Annotated in this window: 14 protein-coding genes; 2 read left to right on the top strand and 12 right to left on the bottom strand. The window is 39.4% G+C overall.

Annotated elements, in window-relative coordinates; all coding sequences use genetic code 11:
- Positions 1 to 57 precede the first annotated feature (57 nt).
- The gene (locus U859_RS0106160; RefSeq protein WP_025142549.1) at positions 58 to 2,526 is read right to left on the bottom strand and encodes a PIG-L family deacetylase; all 2,469 of its coding nucleotides are present in this window, start codon (positions 2,524 to 2,526) and stop codon (positions 58 to 60) included.
- A gap of 527 nt (positions 2,527 to 3,053) precedes the next feature.
- Between U859_RS0106160 and U859_RS0106155 the strand changes: the two genes are divergently transcribed.
- A complete protein-coding gene (locus tag U859_RS0106155) occupies positions 3,054 to 4,391 on the top strand; it encodes a sigma-54-dependent transcriptional regulator (RefSeq protein WP_025142548.1) in 1,338 nt (445 codons plus the stop codon).
- A gap of 183 nt (positions 4,392 to 4,574) precedes the next feature.
- Here U859_RS0106155 and U859_RS0106145 read toward each other — a convergent pair whose 3' ends face one another.
- A complete protein-coding gene (locus U859_RS0106145) occupies positions 4,575 to 5,027 on the bottom strand; it encodes a hypothetical protein (RefSeq protein ID WP_029985518.1) in 453 nt (150 codons plus the stop codon).
- Between the two features lie 46 nt (positions 5,028 to 5,073).
- On the opposite strand from U859_RS0106145, the gene U859_RS0106140 reads away from it, so the two are divergent.
- Positions 5,074 to 6,708 carry an ABC transporter substrate-binding protein gene (locus U859_RS0106140; protein ID WP_025142546.1) on the top strand — a complete coding sequence of 545 codons (1,635 nt, stop codon included), beginning with the start codon at positions 5,074 to 5,076 and terminating at the stop codon, positions 6,706 to 6,708.
- A 253-nt stretch (positions 6,709 to 6,961) separates the two neighbouring features.
- On the opposite strand, the gene U859_RS0106135 is transcribed toward U859_RS0106140, so the two are convergent.
- The 10 genes from U859_RS0106135 to U859_RS0106090 all read right to left on the bottom strand — a co-directional run bounded on the left by U859_RS0106135 (position 6,962) and on the right by U859_RS0106090 (position 23,107).
- Entirely contained in the window at positions 6,962 to 9,043 is a 2,082-nt protein-coding gene (locus tag U859_RS0106135; protein ID WP_025142545.1) for a S9 family peptidase, read from the bottom strand.
- Positions 9,044 to 9,152: 109 nt separating this feature from the next.
- Entirely contained in the window at positions 9,153 to 10,583 is a 1,431-nt protein-coding gene (locus tag U859_RS0106130; protein ID WP_025142544.1) for a SusD/RagB family nutrient-binding outer membrane lipoprotein, read from the bottom strand.
- Positions 10,584 to 10,594: 11 nt separating this feature from the next.
- On the bottom strand, positions 10,595 to 13,729 hold the full coding sequence (locus U859_RS0106125; RefSeq protein WP_025142543.1) for a SusC/RagA family TonB-linked outer membrane protein: 3,135 nt from the start codon (positions 13,727 to 13,729) through the stop codon (positions 10,595 to 10,597).
- A 614-nt stretch (positions 13,730 to 14,343) separates the two neighbouring features.
- A complete protein-coding gene (locus U859_RS0106120) occupies positions 14,344 to 16,794 on the bottom strand; it encodes a TonB-dependent receptor domain-containing protein (protein ID WP_025142542.1) in 2,451 nt (816 codons plus the stop codon).
- A gap of 346 nt (positions 16,795 to 17,140) precedes the next feature.
- Complete coding sequence (locus tag U859_RS0106115) at positions 17,141 to 18,379, bottom strand: SAM-dependent methyltransferase (RefSeq protein WP_025142541.1); 1,239 nt, start codon at positions 18,377 to 18,379, stop codon at positions 17,141 to 17,143.
- 10 nt (positions 18,380 to 18,389) lie between these two features.
- Positions 18,390 to 19,202: a DUF1365 domain-containing protein gene (locus U859_RS0106110; RefSeq protein WP_029985516.1), complete on the bottom strand. Its 813-nt coding sequence runs from the start codon at positions 19,200 to 19,202 to the stop codon at positions 18,390 to 18,392.
- A 181-nt stretch (positions 19,203 to 19,383) separates the two neighbouring features.
- Positions 19,384 to 20,628 carry an NAD(P)/FAD-dependent oxidoreductase gene (locus U859_RS0106105; protein ID WP_205314376.1) on the bottom strand — a complete coding sequence of 415 codons (1,245 nt, stop codon included), beginning with the start codon at positions 20,626 to 20,628 and terminating at the stop codon, positions 19,384 to 19,386.
- Positions 20,629 to 20,708: 80 nt separating this feature from the next.
- Entirely contained in the window at positions 20,709 to 21,743 is a 1,035-nt protein-coding gene (locus U859_RS0106100; RefSeq protein ID WP_025142538.1) for an SAM-dependent methyltransferase, read from the bottom strand.
- 137 nt (positions 21,744 to 21,880) lie between these two features.
- Positions 21,881 to 22,690, bottom strand: coding sequence for a DUF1295 domain-containing protein (locus U859_RS0106095; RefSeq protein ID WP_064774705.1), 810 nt, complete (start codon positions 22,688 to 22,690; stop codon positions 21,881 to 21,883).
- 69 nt (positions 22,691 to 22,759) lie between these two features.
- The gene (locus tag U859_RS0106090; RefSeq protein ID WP_025142536.1) at positions 22,760 to 23,107 is read right to left on the bottom strand and encodes a DUF1475 family protein; all 348 of its coding nucleotides are present in this window, start codon (positions 23,105 to 23,107) and stop codon (positions 22,760 to 22,762) included.
- Between the last annotated feature and the right edge of the window lie 544 nt (positions 23,108 to 23,651).

The raw sequence follows: 23,651 nt of genomic DNA, 5'->3' as shown, positions 1-23,651 counted from the left end.
CCAGCGCTAAGGCCAATAATACATACCAGGTATTCCAGTTTTTAAATTGATTTTTCATCACTTTCCAGCCGATAAAAAATTAAAGAATAACCTAGCTGCACCAACATTTCCGGCAGGTAATTGCCTGAAAAAGGCTAAAGGCGTGTAAATAAAATTCCCTTTACCATATTTTGCATAAAGCGTTGAGCCTTGAAGCGGTTCTTCGCCGGTATCGTTCATTTCGAAAAGAGGTTCGTATTTGGTGTCCCATTTATCAGGAAAATAAGCACCACGTTCCTGCACCCAGCCTTTAAAATCGTCGGCAGTGATTTTATTCGGATAATTTAACAGTTTGTGAGTAGGGTTTAAGAATTTAACTTCGGCATTTTCTTCGGTTACCCTTTTACCTCCAATGGTAAATGGATAAATCCCGAAATCCTGTAAAGCCATATCCTGTGTAGTGTTGTATTGCATTACAATGGTTCCGCCATTTTCTACATAACTACGCAAAGCCGTTTGCCAGTTTTTAATCCTTTTTTCGGTATTGACCACCCTTACACCAGTAACCACGGCATCGTAAGTGGCCAGTTTTGCAGCATTCAGGATGTCGGCTTCACTAAGTACATCTACCTGCAAACCAGCCTGTCTTAAAAATTCAGGGATTAAGTCACCTGCTCCTTCAATGTATCCGATCTTTTTTGCCAATACCTTCACGTCACCTTTGATCAGCCAGGTAGTTGCCGGAACAAAATACTGCAATGTTGGTAAATGTGCATATTGGATTAATACCTGCCCTTTGGAATATTCGTTCGCTTCTGATGAGAAAATGGCTTCGAGCTTGTTCTGACTTGTTTTTATTTTGGACAGATCTTCAACCGGAATCAGGAAATCTTTGGTTGTGATGGTATTTTCTGGCAAATTGATCCCCTGGAAGGTTTTTATCACCTGATTACCGATCTTAAAACTCACCTTACCATAGTTGATATTTTTGTTTGCTTTTAAACGGAGTGTGACACTTAACGCTTCTTTTTCTTTAGCAAAATAAACAGGCTCAGCAAAACTCAAATCAAGTGGTGGAATAATCCGCAGGGCTTCTACCACGTCGCCTTTAACAGGATCTAATTTTTTATAAGATAATGGTAAGCCGACTTCAAATTTTTCATTTTCAATTTTCAGCGATAATATCACATTAATTGGCGATTGCATTTCTGGTAATCCGATTAAGGTATCGTTGGCAACACTGAAAGTTGCAGCATCTTTTGCTGGTTTGGCCAACCAATAAGGTTCGGTAAGTGCTGCATCAGCTGGAATCTGGATTTTACGTTCTATCGTAATCAGTGAGTCGTTAGCGAGGTTTCTGTTTAGGTTATCCGTTTGATTTAACCAGTTCACACTTTCAACCGTAACAGGAGTAGCCGACCTCGAAATTAAATTTAAACGGAAATTATAACCATTGCCTGCGATGGCTTCGGGCTGGTTGGTTACCACTTCGCCCATAAAACCCGCACAACTTAAAATGATGTTATCGATAGCCGCCAGTTTATCTTTTCTTAAAGCAACATCCTGTAATTCGGCAATTTTCTTTCTCAACATCAACAGTCCATGCAAACTTTTATCGGGTTGGTTGTAGTTGAAAGATAAAAGTACAATATCAATCAATTCATCTATATCGCCAATTCCTTTTTCCGACCAGTTAAGGTTTAATCCATCAAATAGGGTTCGCTTTGCAGGATCGCCCAAAATGTTGGTAAAATATTCAGTGCGCACACCAGCTACCGATTGTGTTCCTGCGCCCTGGCTTTTATGCAGGCTTCGGCTTAAACCAGCCAGCTCGCCATAACCCATGCCCAATTGCGCATCGTATTGACCAACAGTAACTTTTAATTGATTTTCGGCCGTGGTATTTACTGATCCAAACCTAAAAGTATTCCACAATAATCTTTTTGGCTGCCAAACCGAAACGTATTTAAGTTGGTTAGGAAACATATTTTTATCAGCTGCTGCTTTAAAAGCTTTTTCAGCAACAACAGCAGAAGCAGCATGCTGACCATGACCTGCAGCAGCAGTAGGCGGAAAACGGCAGATGATCACATCCGGTCTGAATTTTCTGATCACCCAAACCACATCAGCAGTAATGCTATCGGCATCCCACTGTTTAAAGGTATCATTGGTATTTTTAGAAAAACCAAAATCAATGGCCCTGGTAAAAAACTGTTGTGCTCCATCTAATCTACGTGCTTCCAAAAGTTCGTGTGTTCTGATCAAGCCTAAGGCTGCACCTTGTTCGGTACCTAAAAGATTTTGTCCGCCATCTCCCCTGGTAAGCGATAAATATGCCGTTTCTACATTCTGATCGTTGATCAACCATGATAATAAACCCGTATTTTCATCATCGGGGTGGGCTGCTAAATATAAAACCTTTGGCAGGTGTTTTAAGGTTTTAAGTTCTCTATAAATCTCTGAAGATTTTGCCGGACGTACCTGTTGGGCAGCGCAAAATATTGCAGGAAAGCATAATATGAATATTGCAGTTAATCTTTTAAGCATGATATTTGTTTTGCACATCAAATATGCTCAAAAAGCTTTTAATTAAGGCTACGGAAACGAAAAAGGTACAATTTAGTTTAGTCTGAAGTCCTGAGTCCATAGTCATAAGTCTACAATCAAAAGCTCCATCCATGGTCTATATACTCACAGACCATTAGTTTTTTTATATTATTTCGTTCTGTGAGGACACAGACCGAGGAAAGGATCTTGAGCTTACAATCATAGTCTGATCCGTGGTCTGTGTCCTCACAGACCACTATTTCTTACCCTTTCGTTTTTCTATGAGGATGCTGAGCGAGAAAAAGGTTCAACATTCAAACCAGTTAACCGATTAAACAATTAACCAGTTAACCTAATATACAGTTTGTGGTTTTCAATCGGCAGTTGGCAATGTAACAATCCCCAGCAATTTAACAATTACACATTACCGTTAACTAATTAACCTCAAAAGCATTTTCATTCAAATTTGATCCTCCACAGTACGTTTCGGTATTTTTATCCTTAATATTGCAGCATAATTTTTACCTATGAATGGCATGGTACTCATCATCGATGATGAAAAAAAAATCAGCAGTTTACTTTCCAGAATTATAGAACTTGAAGGCTTTAAAACCTTACAGGCCGGTACCGGAAAAGAAGGACTTAAATTACTTAAAAATAATGATGTAAGCCTTGTCATCAGTGATGTAAAACTGCCGGATGTAAATGGCGTTGCTTTGGTTAAAGATATTAAAGCCATAAAGCCTTATGTAGAAATTATTAACCTTACCGCCTACGGAACCATTGCCGACGGCGTTTTGGCGATTAAAAACGGTGGTTTTGATTACCTGGTAAAGGGTGATGATAATGACAAGATTATTCCGCTTTTGTATAAGGCTATGGACAAATCAAACCTGCAGCGCAGGGTTTCTGACCTTGAAAACAAGATCGCTAAAAAACACAGTTTTGAAACCATTATTGGTCAATCAAAAGCCTTAAAAGAAGCGATTGACCTGGCTAAAAAAGTAAGTGCAACTGATACTACTGTGCTCTTATTAGGTGAAACCGGTACCGGAAAAGAAGTTTTTGCCCAATCCATCCACTATGAAAGCCCAAGGGCAGCCAAGCCATTTGTAGCCTTAAACTGCAGCGGTTTTAGTCCCGATTTACTGGAAAGTGAATTATTCGGTTACAAAGCAGGTGCATTTACCGGTGCCAATAAAGATAAAAAAGGATTATTGGAAGAAGCCAACGGAGGTACCTTATTGCTGGATGAGATAGGCGAAATGAACCTCGATTTACAAGCCAAATTATTACGGGTACTGGAAAGCCAGACTTTTATAAAAGTGGGCGATACGTTAACCCAACAGGTAAACGTTCGGATTTTGGCAGCTACAAACAAAGATTTAAAAGCCGATGCAGCATCTGGGAAATTCAGGTCGGATCTTTATTACCGGCTTTCGGTTTTTACCATCATTCTGCCACCGCTTCGGGAGCGTAAAGCAGATATCCCCGCATTGGCGAAACATTATCTGAAAGAATTTGCCGAGAAGGTGAACCGCTCAACGCCAAAAATGGACGATAAGATTTTGTCCATATTGAGTGATCACAGCTGGAAAGGAAATATCCGCGAGCTTAAAAACGTGATCGAGCGTTTGGTCATTTTATCAGATGGTGATACATTGAGTGCAACAGCCCTTCCACCAGAGTTTTTCGAGTTTGCACCGATTGAAAATGATTATAACCTGCAACAGATAGAAAAACAGCATATTCAAAAAGTACTTATCCACACCAAGGGAAATAAAACTGAAACTTCGAGGTTGTTGGGGATTGGTTTAACTACGCTTTACAGGAAGATAGAAGAATACCAGATTAGAGAGGTTTGAGGGTTGAGGTTTGAAAGGCAGGAAGGTTGAGGGTTGGAAGGTTGTAAAAGTTAAAGGTTGGAATGTTGTAAAGTTGCAAATCCATCAGGCGGATTCAGCTGAAGCCATTTTTAACTAGCGCAAGCACTGAATCTTCGTTTTTTCGCCAGTCTCAAATCTCACATCTCCCCTCTCATATCTCCCTTAAACCTCAAACCTGATCCATTTATCGCCTTCGTGGCCAAAAATAAACGAACCCGGGTGCAGCATTTCGGCAATATCTTCTATTAAAGAAACCGCATTTTCGGCAGTTCTTTCGCGTTCTACATCATCGTTTAATAAAATGATACGGTTATTTTTTACGGCTGGCCAATCGGTATTTAATACAGAAGGTACTTCGCGCATTAAATTAGTCAGGGTTTTGCCTTGTTGATAATAAATCACAAAAACGGCGCTTAGCATATCGGTTTCTAACATGCCACCTGCCAACGCGATTTCCTCCGATAAAAAGTAACCCGGATTATTGCTGGTATCCACACAAGCTACAGGCATTTTATCCATAAATTTAATCTTGTGCTCCACTAAATCTAAACGTTCCTGTAATTCTTCCTGTTTGGCAGCATCAAGGCCAATAAATAAATCGTTTAAAAAAGACATCTGCATTAAATTTATTAATTTGTGCAAAAATAACATTCCTGATCGCATGCGAGGCTCATTTAAGTATATATTTTGGATTTTTTGTGTCATCTTAGTCTTTTCGTGCAAAGAAAATAATGATCATAAAGACAAAAAAGTATTCAATATCAACCTCGATCAGGGTTTAACCTCTATTGATCCGGCCTTTGCCCGCAACCAGAACGCGATTTGGATGACCAACCAGATTTTTAACGGACTGGTACAGATCGATTCATCACTACAAACCATTCCCTGTATTGCAAAAAACTGGCAGGTTTCGGATGATGCACTTACTTATACCTTCAAGCTGCGTAATGATGTATATTTTCATGACGACCCTATTTTTAGAAATGGGAAGGGCCGAAAAGTAATTGCAAGCGATTTTGTATATAGTTTTTATCGGTTGATCGATCCAAAAGTAGCCTCATCTGGTGGATGGATTTTTAGCGATAAGGTGAAGGATAAAAACAATTTCATAGCCCTGAACGATTCCACTTTCCAGATTAAACTCGTTCGTCCTTTTCCACCTTTTATGAGCCTGCTTACTACGCAATACTGTTCAGTAGTACCCAAAGAAGTGGTAGAGCATTACGGCAAGGATTTCAGGAGCCATCCCATTGGAACTGGTCCTTTTACCTTCAAATATTGGAAAGAGGGTGAAATATTAGTCTTGTTAAAAAATCCTCATTATTTTGAAAAAGATGCTAAAGGAAAGGCACTTCCTTATCTTGACGCTGTAAAAGCCACTTTTATAACCGATAAACAAAGCGGCTTTATGAGTTTTCTGAAAAAAGACCTGGACTTTTATTACAATGTTGATGGGAGTTATCGGGATGATATCCTGACAAAAAGCGGTAAAATGACCTCAAAATATAAAAGGAAATTTACGCTAACCAAAAGCCCGTACTTGTGTACAGAATATGTTGGTATATTGGTGGACACAAACCTTTCTATTGTTAAAAAATCGCCGTTAAGACAGAAGAAAGTCAGACAGGCGATCAATTACGCTATAGACCGCGACCGGCTGATTAAATACTTAAGAAACGGAATTGGTGTTGCCGCAACCTCCGGTTTTATCCCTAAGGGAATGCCAGGTTTTGATAGCCTGGCGGTGCATGGATACGCCTATAATCCTAAACTTGCTGCAAAACTTCTGGCAGAAGCCGGCTTTCCTGAAGGCAAAGGTATGCCAGAAGTAACCTTAAATACCACAACTACTTATAAAGATCTGATTGAATTTATTCAGGGCGAACTAACTGCGGTAGGCATTAAGGTAAAAATAGATGTAAGTCCAAGTGCCAGTTTAAGGGATTTAATGTCGAAAAACAATGTAAATTTCTTCCGTGGCTCATGGCTGGCTGATTATGGTGACGGAGAAAATTTCCTCTCGATGTTCTACTCCAAAAACAAAGTACCTTACGGGCCAAATTATACCGCCTTTTACAACAAGGAATTTGATCAGCTCTTTGAGAAAAGCTATTATGAAACCGATAATGATAAACGTTTTGAGCTCTACCGTAAAATGGACCAGATGGTGATGGATTACTCGCCGGTTGTACCTTTGTTTTATGATCAATCGGTGGTAATGCTACAGAATAATATTTCGGGCTATTCTTTTAATCCCTTGAGCTTAATGATTTTAAAAAGGATTAAAAAAGGGTAATTAGATTACATTATTTACTAATAAGAATACCTAAAAGCAATGCGTCATTCCCGCGCATGCGGGAATCTTAAAGCTTATTGCATTACGATTCCCAATCAACCCGATAGCTATCGGGTTGGGAATGACGAAGCCTCTATTAGAATCGGTCTATGGTAAACTATTCGAAGATTTTCAATTGTTAAACAAGGTAACTTATCCTCCGAAAAGCTCAAGATGACATTACTTATTTTAAACCTAAATAAAACACAAAAACCTACTTCTTATCCATCAATTTCCTTTTCAGAAAATCGGCGGTCGCTTCGCTTACCTTTAAACCGTTAGAAAATTTCATCCAGTGATGGGTATCATCCGGGATGGCCAGAAATTCAAAATCAAATTTCTTATCTTCAAAACGTTTAACGAGATCGACGCTTTGATTAAAGGCAACGTTCCGGTCGTCATCGGCATGGATAATCAATGTGGGCGAAGTCCATGTATTTACATAACTAACCGGTGATGATTCTTCGGCTACCTTTGCCGCAAGAGCTGCATCTGGTGCAGGTTTCCGCCCTTCCTGATCTAAATTTGTAAACCGGTTATTTACGCCATGAATGTCTACCCCGGCGGCAAATAGTTTAGAATCCTTACCAAGAGCCAATGCAGTCAGATATCCGCCATAAGAACCGCCGTAAATACCAATTTTTTCTTTGTTGATATTGGGTTGTGCAGCAAGCCATTCGCCGGCAGCTTTAATATCCTGATATTCTGATGCACCCTGTGCCCCGGCATGTATGGGTTTATGAAATTCGTAACCATAACCAATACCCAATCGGTAATTTACCGATAACACTGTAAAACCCAGATTAACCAAATATTGGTTTAAAGCATAATCTATTGAGTAATAATCCATCGGGTTCCAGCCTAAAAACATCTGCCGTTGCGGTCCACCGTGCACATAAACAATTGCCGGGTGGTTTCTAAGTGCTTTTTTTGGTGAAAACAACTGACCATAAACGGTATTTCCATCAGCAGCTTTAAAGCTTACATGTTTAGGGACAACCATATCCTTTAACGGAAAATCTTCAGGGATAAGCGATTCGCCGATCAGTTTTAGTTTTTTGTTATTAATTAAAGCTGGTAAAAGTGGCCTTTCGGCAGTTGAACTTAAACAGAAAAAAGTTTGATTATCACCTGCAACAACAGGGTAAGCTTCTATGCCTTTTCCTGAAGTTAATTCCTGCATATTGGCTTTATCTACCGAAACTTTATAAACGTGACACCTATCCAGATCATCTATATCGCTCCCTGCATTGGCTGCAAAAACCAGGGTCTTTTTATCAGTACTTAACTTAATATTCTCTACAGCAAAATTACCCTGGGTAAGCAACAAACGCTTTGATCCATCCGGATTGATGGCATAAAGGTGCGGCCAGCCGTCTTCATAAGAGGTAAAAACAATTTTTCCATCGGCCCATAACAAGTTTGCGCCACCATCAATTGTGGGGAATGAACCGCGTAATGTTTCGGGAGCTTTCCAGATCTGTTTTCCGGTTCCGGTATTTACGTTAACTGTCCAAATGGCCCATGGTTGGTGCTTTTTAGTTAAGATGGAATCAGTTTCACCTCCGATGCCAGGCGTTCTTACAAAAGCAATATCATTTCCATCCGGCGACCATACCGGGATATTATCTTTAGAAAAAGAAGGCAATAACCATTTAACCGGTGTTTGCTGATCGGTGTAAACCCCTAGAAAGGAGTGATCGCTACGGTTTGAAATAAAAGCTATTTTTTTTCCGTCAGGCGACCATTTGTAGGCTCCGTTTATTCCTTTGGCATAAAACAGGTTTTTAGCCGCTGAGATTCCATCAACCGGACTAATCATCACCTGACCACTTTTAGCAAAAATAACCTGATCGCTATTGGGCGAAATCACGGGATTATCACCTTCGCCCAACAGAATTACTTTACCACCTTCAAAAGGAACGCTAAACACCTGCACTTTAGGCGCAATTGGAGATGAATTTGCATTAACAGGAACACCATCCCTCCCGCCATGGTCTCCGCCACGTACAAATATAATCCATTTGCCATTCTGAGAAATAGATAAACTGGTTAATTCCTGCCCGTCATCTTCAGTATAATCTGTAATTTTTACCGCTTTATAATCTGGAGCCTGCGCTACATAAATATTTCTTTTCCCTTGTTCATTTGCTGCCCAGGCAATTTTATTTTCTATGGGCGATGCCACTAGTTGTGTAGGAAAAGGATATGATAAAACAGATTTTAAGCTAAAAGATTGTGCGAATATATTAGAAGTAGAGAGTAGAACCAGAAGGAAAAACAGTGCTTTTTTCATTTATCATATAGTTTGGCGCTAAGCGTATGGGGTGAGCGAATAATGTTGGCAAATAACATTTGGCGAAAAGTATATTAAACGCTCTCCGCCAAACGCCATTCGCTTTATCTTACTGATCCCACCACAATCTGGTTGTTCTTGGCACATCAACAGGTACGTTGTTTCCATTTTTACTTCTTTCACCCTGGGTATAATCTAACCTGCGAATAAATGTTGGCAGTGCATTGTTAAATGGCAAGGCAAAGTCTTTATACTTATAATCAAAGCGGCGGGCATCATTCCAGGCTTCAGGATTTAAATAAGTGGCAATGTATTTTTCTTTAAAAATTAAGTCCTTGGTTAAAGCAGCCGCGCCCACACTAACTACAGGGTTTGCCAGGTAAGCATCACGATTTGCTGCAGTAACCTGAAACTTATCCATATTTGCACTGATACCGGCAAGGTATGCTGCATAAGCCTTGGTTTTATCGGTATTGAAATAGGCTTCGGCTTCTATAAATTTTAGTTCCGCAAAGGTAACGATGAATATCGGCGAAGTATCGCTGGTCCATGGGGAGTTCCTCGAGATATAACATTCATCCTTTGTGGTATTTGCTCCAGGCAATCTGTTACCTGACCCGTTTACCGTTCCTATATAAATGTTATTTACGGTTTTATCAGTAATCTTTTCTATACGGGGATCAAAAACAGTAAATGTAGTACCATTTAAAGCATCGATCAATTGTTCCGAGAGCCAGCCGCCCAATGACTGCTGTGAATTTAATAAAGCCACATTGGCCCATGGATTACGCTCTTTAAAGGTAGCCATACTGGCATCATCTGTATTTGTTGTAAAAGAATTGCTCAATGCAGCCAATACAGCTGTAGGATTGTAAGAACTGGTTTTACTGATCTTGTTTAATAACCTGGCTTTTAAAGCATAAGCCATTTTTAACCAGTTTGCCCTTTCTGTAGTGCTTTTCCCATAAATTAAATCGCTGGTTGGTGCCAGTTTAATGGTTGCATTTGTTTTAGCAAGCTCTACAATGGCCTCATCTAAAAGTGCCATAGCCTGATTATAAACATCTTGTTGTTTATCATACTTTGGCGTAAGGTTATTGATATTAAAGGCTTCCGAAAAGGGGGCATCTCCCCACAAATCATTCACCAGTGTTAGGTTATAGGCAATGAGCACATTGGCTACGCCTTTATATTCGCTCGAGCCTTGTGCAACAGCCAGCTTTTTCATTTCATTCGCATCGGCCATGGCAAAATAAAGCGCATCCCAGGTGGCCGTAAAATCAATGGCCTGATAAGTATCGCCAGCTCCATTGGCTGCCGGATTGGCCGTATACTGTACATAAGGGGCAATAATGCTTCCGATGAAGTAATTGTCATTTGCTGCTTTATAGGTTGATGTGGCCAGTAAAGTACTTAACGTAGCTACCGGAACCTGGTTCGGATTATCAGACAGTGAATCAAAATAACTGTCTTTACAGCTTTGCAAAGCTAGTGTTGCAATTAAAGCTGAGCACAATGTATATTTTATAATTTTTTGCATCGTATTTCTATTTAAAAACCAACATTAAGGGTGAACATGATTGTACGGGCTGATGGATAGGTAAAACCAGCAGAACCATCGTTATTACTGCCCGAATCGTAAGAGCTTGATTCAGGATCAACACCATAATATTTTGTCCACAACCATAAATTATTTCCGGTAACCGATAACGAAGCATTTTTAATCGCTTTTGCAGGCAACCAATTTGCTGGTAAGTTATAGGTTAAACTGGCAGAGCGCAAACGTACCCAGGAGGCATCGCTTACAAAGGGCTCAGAAACGTTACGGTAATAGATGCGGTAATATCCTTCGCCATAATCAACACCATCTGGTCCTATCCTCTGGCCCATATAAACCGGTTTTGTGTTTGGTTGACCATTGGCCAGTACGCCATCAAATACCTTCACTGTTCTTCTGTCTGCAGTATAATCAGGTAATCCGAAAGCCGAATAAAAATCTTCTAACCAGTTGTATTTTTCAAATCCTAAACGGGCATCGAACAATACATTTAAACTGAAATTTTTGTATTTGAAAGTATTGCCCATGCCGATAATATATTTCGGTTGCGAATTACCCAATAGTTTCTGCTTTCCACCCGAAATGCTCGGAAAACCATTTGCGCTGATTAACAGTGGAAGGTTTTTATCAAGTACTACCGGATCTTCAGGCGTGCTTCCATAATAACGGTTAAAGTAACTGCCATAAATATTGCCATAAGGCTGTCCTTTGATCAATTTCATGGTTACTCCGGCATTGCCATACCCTCTTGCCGCGCCATATACAATTTCTGATATCCCGTTAGGCATACTCAGCACCATGTTCCGGTTAGCCGAAAAATTAACATTTACATCCCATCTGAAATCTTTTGAAACAATGGGTTTTCCATTTAATACCAGCTCTACTCCCCTGTTCCTGATATCGCCAGCATTGATTGATTTGGTTACATAACCTACAGCAGACGAAACCTGTGTCTGGATAATCTGATCCTTGCTTAATGAATAATAGTAAGTAAAATCGAAGCCTAAACGGTTTTTAAAGAAAGACATTTCTAAACCGGCTTCGTAAGTATTGGTAAATTCAGGACGGAGGTCGGGATTACCAAGATTTGGAGCAATGGTTAAACCGCCTGTTCCTGTTGGCAAAGAGGTATAAGGTGAGTAGCCTGTAAAAGTAGAATATTCGGATGCATCTTTACCGATCCTCGCATAAGATAAACGCAATTTGGCCTGACTAATGGCAGCAGGCAATTTAAACTGATCGGAGAATACATAACTTAAACTTGCTGAAGGATAGAAAAACGATCTGCTTGCTTTCGGTAGCGTTGAGGTAATATCGTTTCTTCCGGTTACAGTTAAGAAAAGGTAATTTTTGTAATCAAAAGTAGCCTCTCCGAAATAACCCACCAGTCTTTTTTGTTTTAGCGTTTGGGTTGGTGTAAGTACACCGGCATTGGCTAAATTAAAGAAATTATACACGCCGAGAATACTACCTAGCGTACCAATCTCTTTCGACTTACGGTCGTAAAGTTCTTGTCCTAGCCTTAATGTTCCGGTAATATCATCGGTTATTTTAGTGTTAAAGGTGGCCACAAAAGTACTGTTGATGGTTCTGAATTTGGTATTATACTCACCATAAAAACCTTGTTGATTATCGTACATGGCTTCAGTAGCATACATTGGTCCACGGGCGGTACGCACGCGGTTATCACCATAAGTATCTACCCCTAAACGGTAAGAAAAATTAAGCCATTTAGCAGGATCGTAACTCAGACTTGCCCCACCTATAAAGCGGTTAACATCGCCTTTAAACTTATTGTTTGCCGTACCCCATATCGGGTTATTTGTTCCTAAATATTTTTGCGAACCATCTGCATTCTGATAATCGGCAACATCATAACGTGGCGACCAATAAGCCAAACCTTCTCCAAAGCGGTCGGCACTGTAAGTATAACCGCCGGAATTGGTAAAATTCATATTAACCGATGCTTTAAATTTCGGGCTGATGATAAAATCGGTATTCAACCTTCCGGAGAAATTTTTGTTATCGGTATTGGGCATCATCCCTTTTTGGTAAAGCTGCGAAATGGAAGAGAAAAACTTTATGGCATCACTTCCTCCGGTAACCGACAACGAATTTTTAACCTGTTGTCCGGTACCAAAAGCGCGGTCGTAGTTATTGAACAATTGATCGGGATGTGTTGGATCGATCAATTTTGCCTCAGCAATGGTTGGCCCCCATCCTGGCCCGATACCTCCTGGAGGATTGGTATAAACACCTAAAACGCCCTGGGTATATTCTGTTTGAACATCAGGTGATTTCAACACCTCGTCAAAACCGTAACTGCTGTTAAAATTAACACTTACACCATTCTGTTTGCCTCTTTTGGTGGTGATGACCACAACACCGTTGGCTCCCCTTAACCCATAAAGCGCGGTAGCGGCACCTCCTTTTAAAATATTGATGGTCTCAATATCTTCAGGATTGATATCTGAAGCCCTGTTGGTTACCCCCCTAGAGCCAAATGCGGTTCCATCAGGATTGGCACCAGCGGTAGAAGTTGAGTTATCAATCTGTACTCCGTCAATCACATATAAAGGATCGCCAGAAATGTTAGGATCGATGGAGTTAACACCCCTGATCCGGATACTTGCCCCCTGGCCCGGACCGCCACCGGTACTCGAAATTGTTGCACCAGCAACTTTTCCCTGCAAAGCATTAAGCAGGTTGGGCTGGTGGTTATAGTTTAAATCGCTGCTACTAACACTTTGTGCGGCATAACCTAAAGACTTAACCTGCCGGGTAATTCCTAAAGCAGTAGAAATGGTTACTTCCTGCAATTCCTGAGCATCAGAAGCCAGGGCCGCATTAATAGTAGTTTTACTGCCAATGGTAATTTCCTGCGCCTTATATCCGATAAGGCTAATTACAAGCACTGCACTGGGCGATGGCGCCTGTATCGTAAAACTACCATTACCATCAGTTGAGGTACCCGTTGTGGTTCCCTTAATTTTTATGCTTACTCCGGGTAACGGACCACCATCATCAGAAGAAGTTATTTTTCCTGTTATGGTTTTTACCTGAGCCAAAGTGGTGAGGCCAGTAAGTAAAATGCACAGAAAAACAAGTGAGGTAAAGATTTTTCTCATATCTGGATTATTTAGGGTAATGATTTGTTAGTTAATTGCAATATAAGTTTTTAACGACACAAAAACGCATAAAACACGACAACCGTAAGCAATTTAAAGTATTTTTTACATTACAAAATGTATATCCCTGCACAAACAAGCAAATAACCGCTACATAAAACCGCATAAAACCATAAAACGTTATGATTACCTCAAAAAAGGCCCCGGCACTGTCTATTAAATCATCAAAATGATATTTGAGGAGAATTTTAGATGTTTCAGCAACGCTTCTATCAGTTAATCCAATTTTTTTACTGATTTTAATACCTGATAAAATTAACAGATCAGCTTAGGCAGTAAAACGCTTTAAGTAAGTGTAACCCAACAAATATTTGTAACCACCTAAGGCACCTTAGGTCATCTAAGTTTTCTAACTCCTCTTTAAAATTAACCTATCGGCTAAGGTGTGCTCAGGTGTCCTAGGTGGTAAAACGCTTGAGGTAAAATCAACAAACATTTTGTGATTACCTAGGGTACCTTAGATCATTTAAGGAATCATTTACTTAAGTGTTAAACAAAAAAAGTCTTTCCGGGTTAGCGGAAAGACTTTTAAAAAATATATCTGGACTGGGTTTTTACTGTTGAACACCGCCCATGCCACCTTGTTGCTGATCTTGCTTCACATCGTCGTTTTTGATTTTTTTCTTCTCGGTAAACTTAAGCTTACCGAAAGAATAGCTAAAGTTAACACCGAATGAACGTAGAGGATAATAAATATTAGCACTTTGGTAAATCGTACCTGTTGCATTTATCGCATTGTTTACTGTTTTTATATGTAAATCTTTCGTGAACGGATTTAGAACGTTAAGACCAATACTTCCCTTTTTCTTCAAAATATCTTTCTTGATAGATCCCCCATAGATATAGAATGGATCTGTTGAACCTTGATAGGTACGTCTTTTCGAGGTGATCACATTAAAAAGCTCAAAATTGTAGCCTTTGCCAAAACCATAAGCAGAGCGTATAAACCAGTTGAAATTAAAATATGTACCTGTATTGATATTGGTTTGGGTATTAGTTACTGAATAAGTATTTCCAGCAAAATTTGTCATCAGGGTCCATTTCGGTTTAATGTTGTACGATGCGAAAAGATTGAATCCATAGGTTTCTGCTGTACCAACATTGATATATGAGGTTAAGGTTTTGTCAACCAATTGATTTGTTGTCGTATTTAACTCTTGAATTGGAGAAATAGAACTTTCGATAACCCCACCTGTACGGCGATAAAAAACTGATGCGTTGATAACAGAACCCTTGATAAATGTTGAATATCCAAGCTCTAGATTATCACTTAACTCAGGGCTTAACTGCGGATTTCCCTGTTGAATATTAAACAAATCACTTGTATTTCTGAATGGGTTTAAATAAGATTGAGTAGGCCTCTGTACCCTGCGGTTATAGCTCAATTTAAGCGTTGTACTACCTTTTAGGGTTCTAGATACAATTACACTGGGAAACAGATTGAAGTAATCATTTTTTTGAATTCCACTGCTTTGGGTATTGAAATCTATTTGAGTGTATTCGGCTCTTAAACCACCCTTAACTTGTATTTTCTTGGTTAAATTGAAGCTGATTACCCCATAACCTGCTCCAACATTTTGGTTATATTCGAAATCTTGTGCAGAAACATCAAACTGGCTTTTAATATCTCTGAAAATACCTTTAGCCCCAACCTCTAAAACAACAGCCTTACTAAATGGATAAGTGTAATCGGTTTGAGCTGTGTATTCATTATTCTTACCTGTATTATTACTAATCAACGTTTGCCCAGTTATAGCACCATCAGGAATGAAAGTATTACTAAAACTTGTTGGGGTACGACCTGTTGAAAGCTGTGCAGAAATTGAAAACTCCTCTCCTTCCTTTTTGCTGGTTTTACGGTAATCTACGTTCCAATCCATATTATTAAACGTCATATCCATATCGCTAATATTGGTTGCTGCCAAATTATTGATAATATATTTAGATGAACCTGGACCACCATTAGAAAAGTTATTTAATTTAACTGTTGTACTAATGTTATTGTAAGCATTAAAGTCATAATCTAAACCTACACTTCCATTGTAACCATTGCGACTCCATTTAGAAACACCATCCTGTACTCTGTTGTCGGTAGTTCCATCCTTGTATATAGTATTGGTTACAAACGATGTTCTTGAATCCTGGGCGTAAGCCAAGTTTGTACCTAAACTGGTATTTACACTCAAACGACCTGTTTTTGCGGTTAGATTAAACGCTCCATTATTTTGACGCGTTCCTGCCGCAGCACTTACACTTCCTGAAACGCCTTGAGCACTAGATTTTTTTGTGATAATATTAATAATGCCGCCAGAACCTTCCGCATCGTATTTAGCAGATGGGCTTGTAATTACCTCTACACTCTTAATTTGTTCAGCAGGAATCATCTTTAATGCATCAGCTACGCTACTTGCCATCGTACCAGATGGTTTACCATTAATTAAAACCCTTACTGCTGCACCACGAAGTTGAATGTTTCCCGTAGGATCTACTGAAAGCATGGGCACTTTACGCATTACATCTGTAGCATCGCCACCTGCATTTGTACCATCAGCTTCTGCATTGTAAACCATTCTATCGATTTTATTTTCGATAACCGCTTTTGTACCCTGAACCTGAACATCGGCCAGGGTATTTTCTGATCCTGAAATATAAATCGTTCCAATGTTATTATCCGGCTTAGATGGCGTTGTGGTAACCAAAACCGTTTTTGTTTTGTAACCCATAAAACCGATCATCAGTTTATAAGAATCAGGAGAAATATTTTGTAGTGATAATTTTCCTTTTTCGTCGGTTACCCCACCGTTTACAGATTTATTATCTTTCACGGTAATTAGTGATACCGTTGCATAGTCAATCGGTTTTTTTGTTACTGAATCAAGTATAGTTGCAGTAATACGTCCGGTAACAGTAGTTTTCTTGGCCCCACCACCAAAGCCGCCCGGAAATTGGGCCTGTGCAGTAAAAAATATCCCAAGGGTGAGGATTAAAAGTAAAAGTTTTTTCATGTTAAGAGTTAGTCTTTTGTAATTAGTCTACGCAAATTGCATTTTGTTACAATAATACGCTATACTTTTTATTCCAACTCTATGTTTTGTTCGGTGAATGATGGAGATTTATCGGTGAAGGGAGAAGAGGTTCATTAGCCATTGGTTCATTGGTCATTTGTTTCTTGGTGAGTGCAAACGGGTTAACTGTTTAAATTGGTTAATCGGTTAACTGTTGCAGGATGGTTAAAACGATAATTCCCCAAGAGGAACTTTCTTTCGAGCAGCCCGGATAGCTATCGGTTGCAACGAAGTTGAGACGACGACTCTTCGCGGACTAAAACTACAAACTCATCCATTTTACATCTTACCTTGAAATATTATTCGGTCTCGAGTACACCATCTGCATCACATTAATATTCCGCATAGCAAAAGCGGCTTCGCAGTAATTTAAGTAATAGTTCCATTTGCGGATAAAGGTTTCATCAAAACCCAGTGCTTTTACCTTATCAAGGTTTTTATTGAATTCGATGAACCATAAATGAAGTGTACGGGCATAATCTAAACCCATATCCTTTAAATCAACCATAGTTAAATCGCCGGTTTCATTAATTGCTTTGTTCATCGCAGCTACCGAAGGCAAAAGTGATCCCGGAAAAATATGTTTCTGGATCCAGTCTACACCGTTTCTTAGTTTATCGTACCTGCAATCGGGCGAGGTAATTACCTGAAAGGCAAAAATTCCATCTGGTTTTAAAAGTTCCTGACATTTTTCGAAATAGGTTTCTAAATACTGGTGACCTACGGCCTCTAACATTTCGATGGAAACGATCTTATCAAAAGTGCCTTCAATTTTACGGTAATCCTGAATAATGACAGAAACTTTATCGGCCAATCCTTCAGCATGTACACGCTCCATCGCAAGTTTTTGCTGTTCTTTAGAAATAGTAACCGAAGTAACTTTACAGCCATAATTTTTGGCCAAAAAGATAGCGTTTCCGCCCCAACCACTTCCGATTTCCAACACATGATCAGTTGCTTTGATTTTTAACTGACTGGCCAAACGGTCGTATTTAGCGTATTGCGACTCCTCTAAACTTAAATCTTCAGGGTTAAAATAACCGCTGGAATAAGTCATGGTTTTATCCAGAAAAGTGGCAAAAAAATCGTTGTTGAGGTCGTAATGCTCAGAAATATTTTTCTGCGATCCGGCTAAAGTATTAGCCCTGCGCACGTGATAAATCTTGTTTACCCATTTAAAAATGCCCAAAGCAATGGATTTTACCTTGCTCCCGGTAACCGAGGGTGCATTCTCAATATTTAGGATTACCCATTTAATTACGTTGGTAATGTTTGTGGTATCCCAAAGACCCGAGGTGTAGCCTTCGCCAAATCCGATATCGCCATAAAGCGCGATGGATTTAAAAAAATCAGAGTGATTAACCTGGATATGTGCTTCAATTTTATGTTCACCATTCCCAAATACCAAAGTTTCGCCATTTGGCAGCGAAAGTTCCAATTTTCCTAAAGTCATTTTGGAAAGTGCATTAAGCACCACTCTTTCGAAAAAACCCGTTGATGTTCTGGTAGCGGTAAGCGTGTTCATAATCTTTGATCTATTTGATTTGTGGTTTATAGGGTTTATATACGTTACGTTGCAGCTCAGGGTTTTCAGCTTTTGGATGAAAAGGTATTTTTTTTATCCAGAGTTTAAAGGCCTGCCAATGGATCATGCCCATTACCTGCAAAGGGATTAAAGGTATAGAGAAAAAATACCGCAGCAAACTGGCGTTGGTTAATGGCTTTTTCTCACCCATTAAGGTACTGATAAAAAACAATTTACCATTCTTATCCAGGTCGTTAATTTTAATATCTAGCGTATCAGCAGGCACTTTTAAGTTAAAATCGAATGAATCGTCGTGATCGATAAAGGGTGAAACGTAAAAATATTTTGTGGTTATTTTTTTAAAGGTATCGCCATGCAATTCTTCTTTTCCAAAGAAAAAAAGTTTCATTTCGCGGTAAGTATTGCTGATTTCTGCCACACAACAAACCGGATTGGCCTCCTGATCGAAGCAATAATAAAAGGAAACCGGATTAAAATTATAACCTAAAACATTAAGGTTGGTAAGCAGTTTTATTTTAAGTCCGCTTCCGTCAATCCCATTTTCTTTTAAATAATCTTCTACATGCTGGCGTGTATTTTTGGTCTGATCGGGATTTTCTTTTGGCAACTGAAGGTGTTCGGCATCACGAAAAGAAAAAAGGTTAAATTTATTCCGGCTAAACCAGCGCAGTTTTTGCGTTAGCAGATCCAACTCATCCAGATCGATGTAGAACATATACACCCTGTACCAAAAAGAATGTTTTTTGGGTGCCAGGCGGTGATGCATGACTTTTGCGGTGTAGATGGATGAGTTAAATTTCATTGTTATTACAATTTACAAAATTTTATTGTTGATCGTCATTTTGAGTTCATTGTCATTCTGAGCGCAGCGAAGAATCATTTTAAACGATCCGTCATTCCCGCGCAGGCGGGAATCTTAATGCAATTTACAAGCCATACTAAAGCATTACGATTCCCAATCAAGTTGGGAATGACGTAACTGGTTATAACCCCCTGCACAAATCCACCGCACTCTTATAAGCATCTTCATGGAAACCGTACTTAAAATAACTTCCGCAATAATATATCGGCCCCGTTTCGTTTAGCTTATGCAACTGCTCCTGTGCCTGCATGGCCGGAACATCGAACAAAGGGTGATGGTAATCGATTTCCTTAATGATTTTTTCCGGGTTTAAACTTTCTGTAGGATTAATGGAAACAAAATAATTCTGCTTTTTAGAAACGCCCTGTAAACTGTTCATCCAGTAAATGGTACTCGGCAATAATTTATCACCCTGCTTTTCTACACGATAATTCCAGCTGCTCCAGGCCAGTTTCGCTTTTGGCATCTGCTTTTCATCGGTATGCACCACAGCTTTGTTTAACTGGTATTTGAATTTAGAAAGCAGTTCAGTTTCTAATACTGTTTTATTTTTTACAATTTCGAAAGTTTGGTCGGCGTGACTGGCCATAATCACTTTATCAAATTCGATTTTCTCGCCCTTTTGATTTTCCACCTCAACTTTGCCATTTTCTAAACGCTTTATCGAAATAATTTTATTATTGATTTTGATTCTGTCGCGGAATGGCGCGATCAGTTTTTCGCGGTAAGCCTGACTACCATTTTGCAAAGTATACCATTGATGCTGGGTATCTAAACCTAAAAAACCATGATTTTTAAAGAAACGGATCAGCGTAACAGCCGGAAAATCCAGAATCTGTTCCATCGGGGCACTCCAAACCGCAGCGCTCATCGGGATGAGGTATTGCCAAAGCATCTCTTCGTTGTAACCAAATTCCTTAAAAAACTGCCCGATCGAATAATCCTGATATTCCGGCTTATCCAAAATTTCGACACTCTGCTTATTGAAACGGTTAATCTGCATCAACATTTTTAAATAAGAAATATTGAACAAATTTTTCCGCTGGGCAAAAAGATGATTTAGGCTAGAGCCGCTGTATTCTAATTTTTTAGGCAGAAACTGCACACTGAAAGACATATCGGTTTTAATTACCGGCGCATCAATCTCAGCAAACATCTCCGTCAAATTGGGATAGGTTTGATAGTTAAAAACCATAAAACCGCTATCCAGGTAAATGGGTTGTCCATCTTCTTCCAGCGTTATGGTATTAGTATGACCACCGATATAATCGAGCTCTTCGAAAAGGGTAATGTCGTATTTATGCTGCAGTTTGTGGGCACAGCCCATGCCTGTTATTCCGGAGCCGATAATGGCGAGTGTTTTCATTATATAGATTTGATAATTGAGATACAAGATTTGAGATATTAGATTTGAGACGGACGCATCTAGTCCCCTAAACCTTAATCCTATACCTTAACTTTTTCAAACAAATAATGGCACACCATCCATTCGTTTCCTTTATTATAATTGAAGAGTTCGGCGCAGGACATGTAGAATAACCTCCAATATACCCACCATTTTACCGCCTGATCTTTACCATAAGTGCGTTCTAAAATCGGCATAATTTCTTTTTTATGCTTATCCATATTGCTTAACCATGCTTCGGAAGTTTTACCGTAATTGGTTCCGTTTACCACCCAGTGTTTATCAATTTTCAGGTCATCATTAAAGTAGAAAAACAAATGATTTGATGGCATAATCCCTCCGGTAAAAAAATATTTGCTCATCCAATCGGTTTCATCAATTACCTCAAATTTGTAGGCCAGGGTTTTATGGGTAAAAATATGCACAAAAAGTTTTCCATCAGGTTTCATGAAAGAAGCCACCTTATTGAGCAGGAATTTATAATTACGCATGTGCTCAAACATCTCTACTGAAACCACGCGATCGAATGTATCGGCGATAGTAAAAGTGTTCATATCGGCAGTTAAAACCGTTAAATTCTGAATTCCACGCTGTTTTGCTGTTTCATCTATAAAGATTTTCTGCGTGGCGGAGTTAGATACCACGGTAAAAGTGCTATCCGGAAATTTAGCCGCCATATACAACGAAAGCGATCCCCAGCCGCAGCCCAGTTCCAAAACATTTTGCCCGCGCTGTAAATCAGCCCTCTTGCAGGTTAGAGCCAGCATATCATCTTCTGAAGTATCAATATCTTTAACGCCCGGTTTCCAGTAACCGCTGCTGTATTTTAAATTTTTACCCAAACAATATTGAAAAAATTCGGTAGGGAGCTCATAGTGCTGCTCATTGGCATCGGCTGTATTTACTGCAATTGGCGATTGCTTTAGCTCTGTAACCAGATCCATAAATTTTTCCTGCTGTAATTCCTCATCGCCAAGCGTTTCGTCATCCAGGCGTTGTTTACATAATTTTCTGATGCCGATACGCAAGGCGGTATCAGGAAGTTTGTCGTTTTCTAAAAGTTTATCGTACCACATGTAATTTTGGAGTTTGATGGTCGGAAGTCCGAAGTCGGATGTCCGGTGTTATTATTTTATACGCAAAACGCCTAACAGCGGATTGGCTAATGTTAATTTTCTTAATTCGGATTTGCTAGCCCATAAACCTCTGTCTTTCAGACTCCTGTCTTCCGACTATTTTTTTTCCACGGAAAAAAGGCACTCGTTGTTTCCTGGTATTTTTTATAAGCTACGGGTTTGCTCCGCAGGTTTTGTTCTTCATTATTCGGCACACCGGTAACTTTGGTTAATAAATATAAAATAATGGCCGGACTGATGATAGCGAGAATACCCCATGGCGAAGCCAGTGCGAAAATAAAATAGCCCATCCAGGTTAACCATTCAAAGAAATAATTTGGGTGACGGCTGTAGTACCACAATCCGGTATCGCAAACCTTGCCTTTATTGCCGGCATCTTTTTTAAATGCAGCAAGCTGTCTGTCGGCAATCATTTCACCGAAAAAAGCGATTACCCATACTAAAGCGCCAATAAATTCTAAAATAGAAATTCCCTGCGATTGATTTGCCGTGATGATAAAAAATGGAATCGCCAGGATTACATTGGAAATGGCCTGAAACTGAAAAAACACAAAGAAATTGCGGTCGGCTTTGTCTCCCCATTCTTTACGCAACTGCTCATACCTTCCCTCTTCTTCATCTAAATGACCGATTACCCTTTGCCAAAGGTGGATGCCCAATCTCAATTCTGCCAGCAAAAACATGCCGCAGATTAAAATTTTACGGGGGTCAAAACCATCGGAAAGAAAGAAAGTAATCAGTGTAATTACCGGGAAATTTAATGCCCAGAAAACATCAACCACACCGGCGTTTTTAATTTTCTTTGCCCAGAGCCAAACCATGGCCATAATCAAGCAGCAAGCAATTAGCGAAATGAGCGCGAGGAATAGTAGATGTTTATAATCCATAAAAAGGTTTAAGGTTTAGGGCATAAGGTTTAAGGAAATGCATTCTACTTTAGGTTTTCACCTTCAGCCTTACACCTTTTGCCTTCTACCTTTATTAACCAACAACTCTCTAACACCTTCGCCATCTTTTAGTTTGAATAAATGCACTAAAACATAAGCCAGGGTTGCTATGCTGCCTAAACATACGAACAAAATGGTAATAGAGATTTTAAGAATAATGCTTTTTTCTTTATAAAACATCCAGAGAGTGATAATGAAGATGTTAGCGTAAAAATCCCAAAGGGTAGCGCGCATCCAGGGTATGCTACCCAGAAAATCCCATTGATCAAACAGGTTACTTTCTAACGAAGTGCTGATTACTTTATAGCACATAAAAACTAACAGTGCAGCGAAAATGATTTTGAGGAAGTTGATCATCAGATGGCTTTAATTTTTTAAAACAGATTGCTGTATATACGGTAAGATAGGCAAAAAGGATTTTATTATATAAGCCTTTATTATTCTACGACTCCGCTCAGCGCGATAAAACAGTGGGTTATTCTCCGTGTTTTCTGTGCCTCCGTGGCAAAAAATAAAAGCGTTTTTTTTGAAAAGCAGGGTCCGGTTTTTATCGGTTGCAGTAGCCCTGCCATTTGCTTCAATCTTTTTGAGGTACTGTACTACTCAGGCGCAAGTATCTGTTTCATAGGCTGCAGATGACGGTATATATGAGATGCTGCAAACAAAAAGGATTTTCGCTGCTGTCAGGTTTAGGTTACACAAAACAGTGCAAAATGGAAAAAACTAAATCCTGGAGCTAGCTGGAAAGAACTAAATAATGCTCTGTGGGGACACAGACCATGGAATGAGAAGAAAATATTTATCTATTATCAGTCGAAATACCGAATCTATTAAATCCGTGTTTTTCCGTGCCTCAGTGGCAAAAAACCTATTTATTTAGGTTGCTTAGATGATGGTCTGT

This window comes from Pedobacter jeongneungensis (assembly GCF_000633455.1).
In the GTDB taxonomy this organism is placed as follows: domain Bacteria; phylum Bacteroidota; class Bacteroidia; order Sphingobacteriales; family Sphingobacteriaceae; genus Pedobacter; species Pedobacter jeongneungensis_A.
The sequence above is the reverse complement of the archived record's forward strand: the minus strand, read 5'-3'. Positions and strand labels throughout refer to the sequence as shown.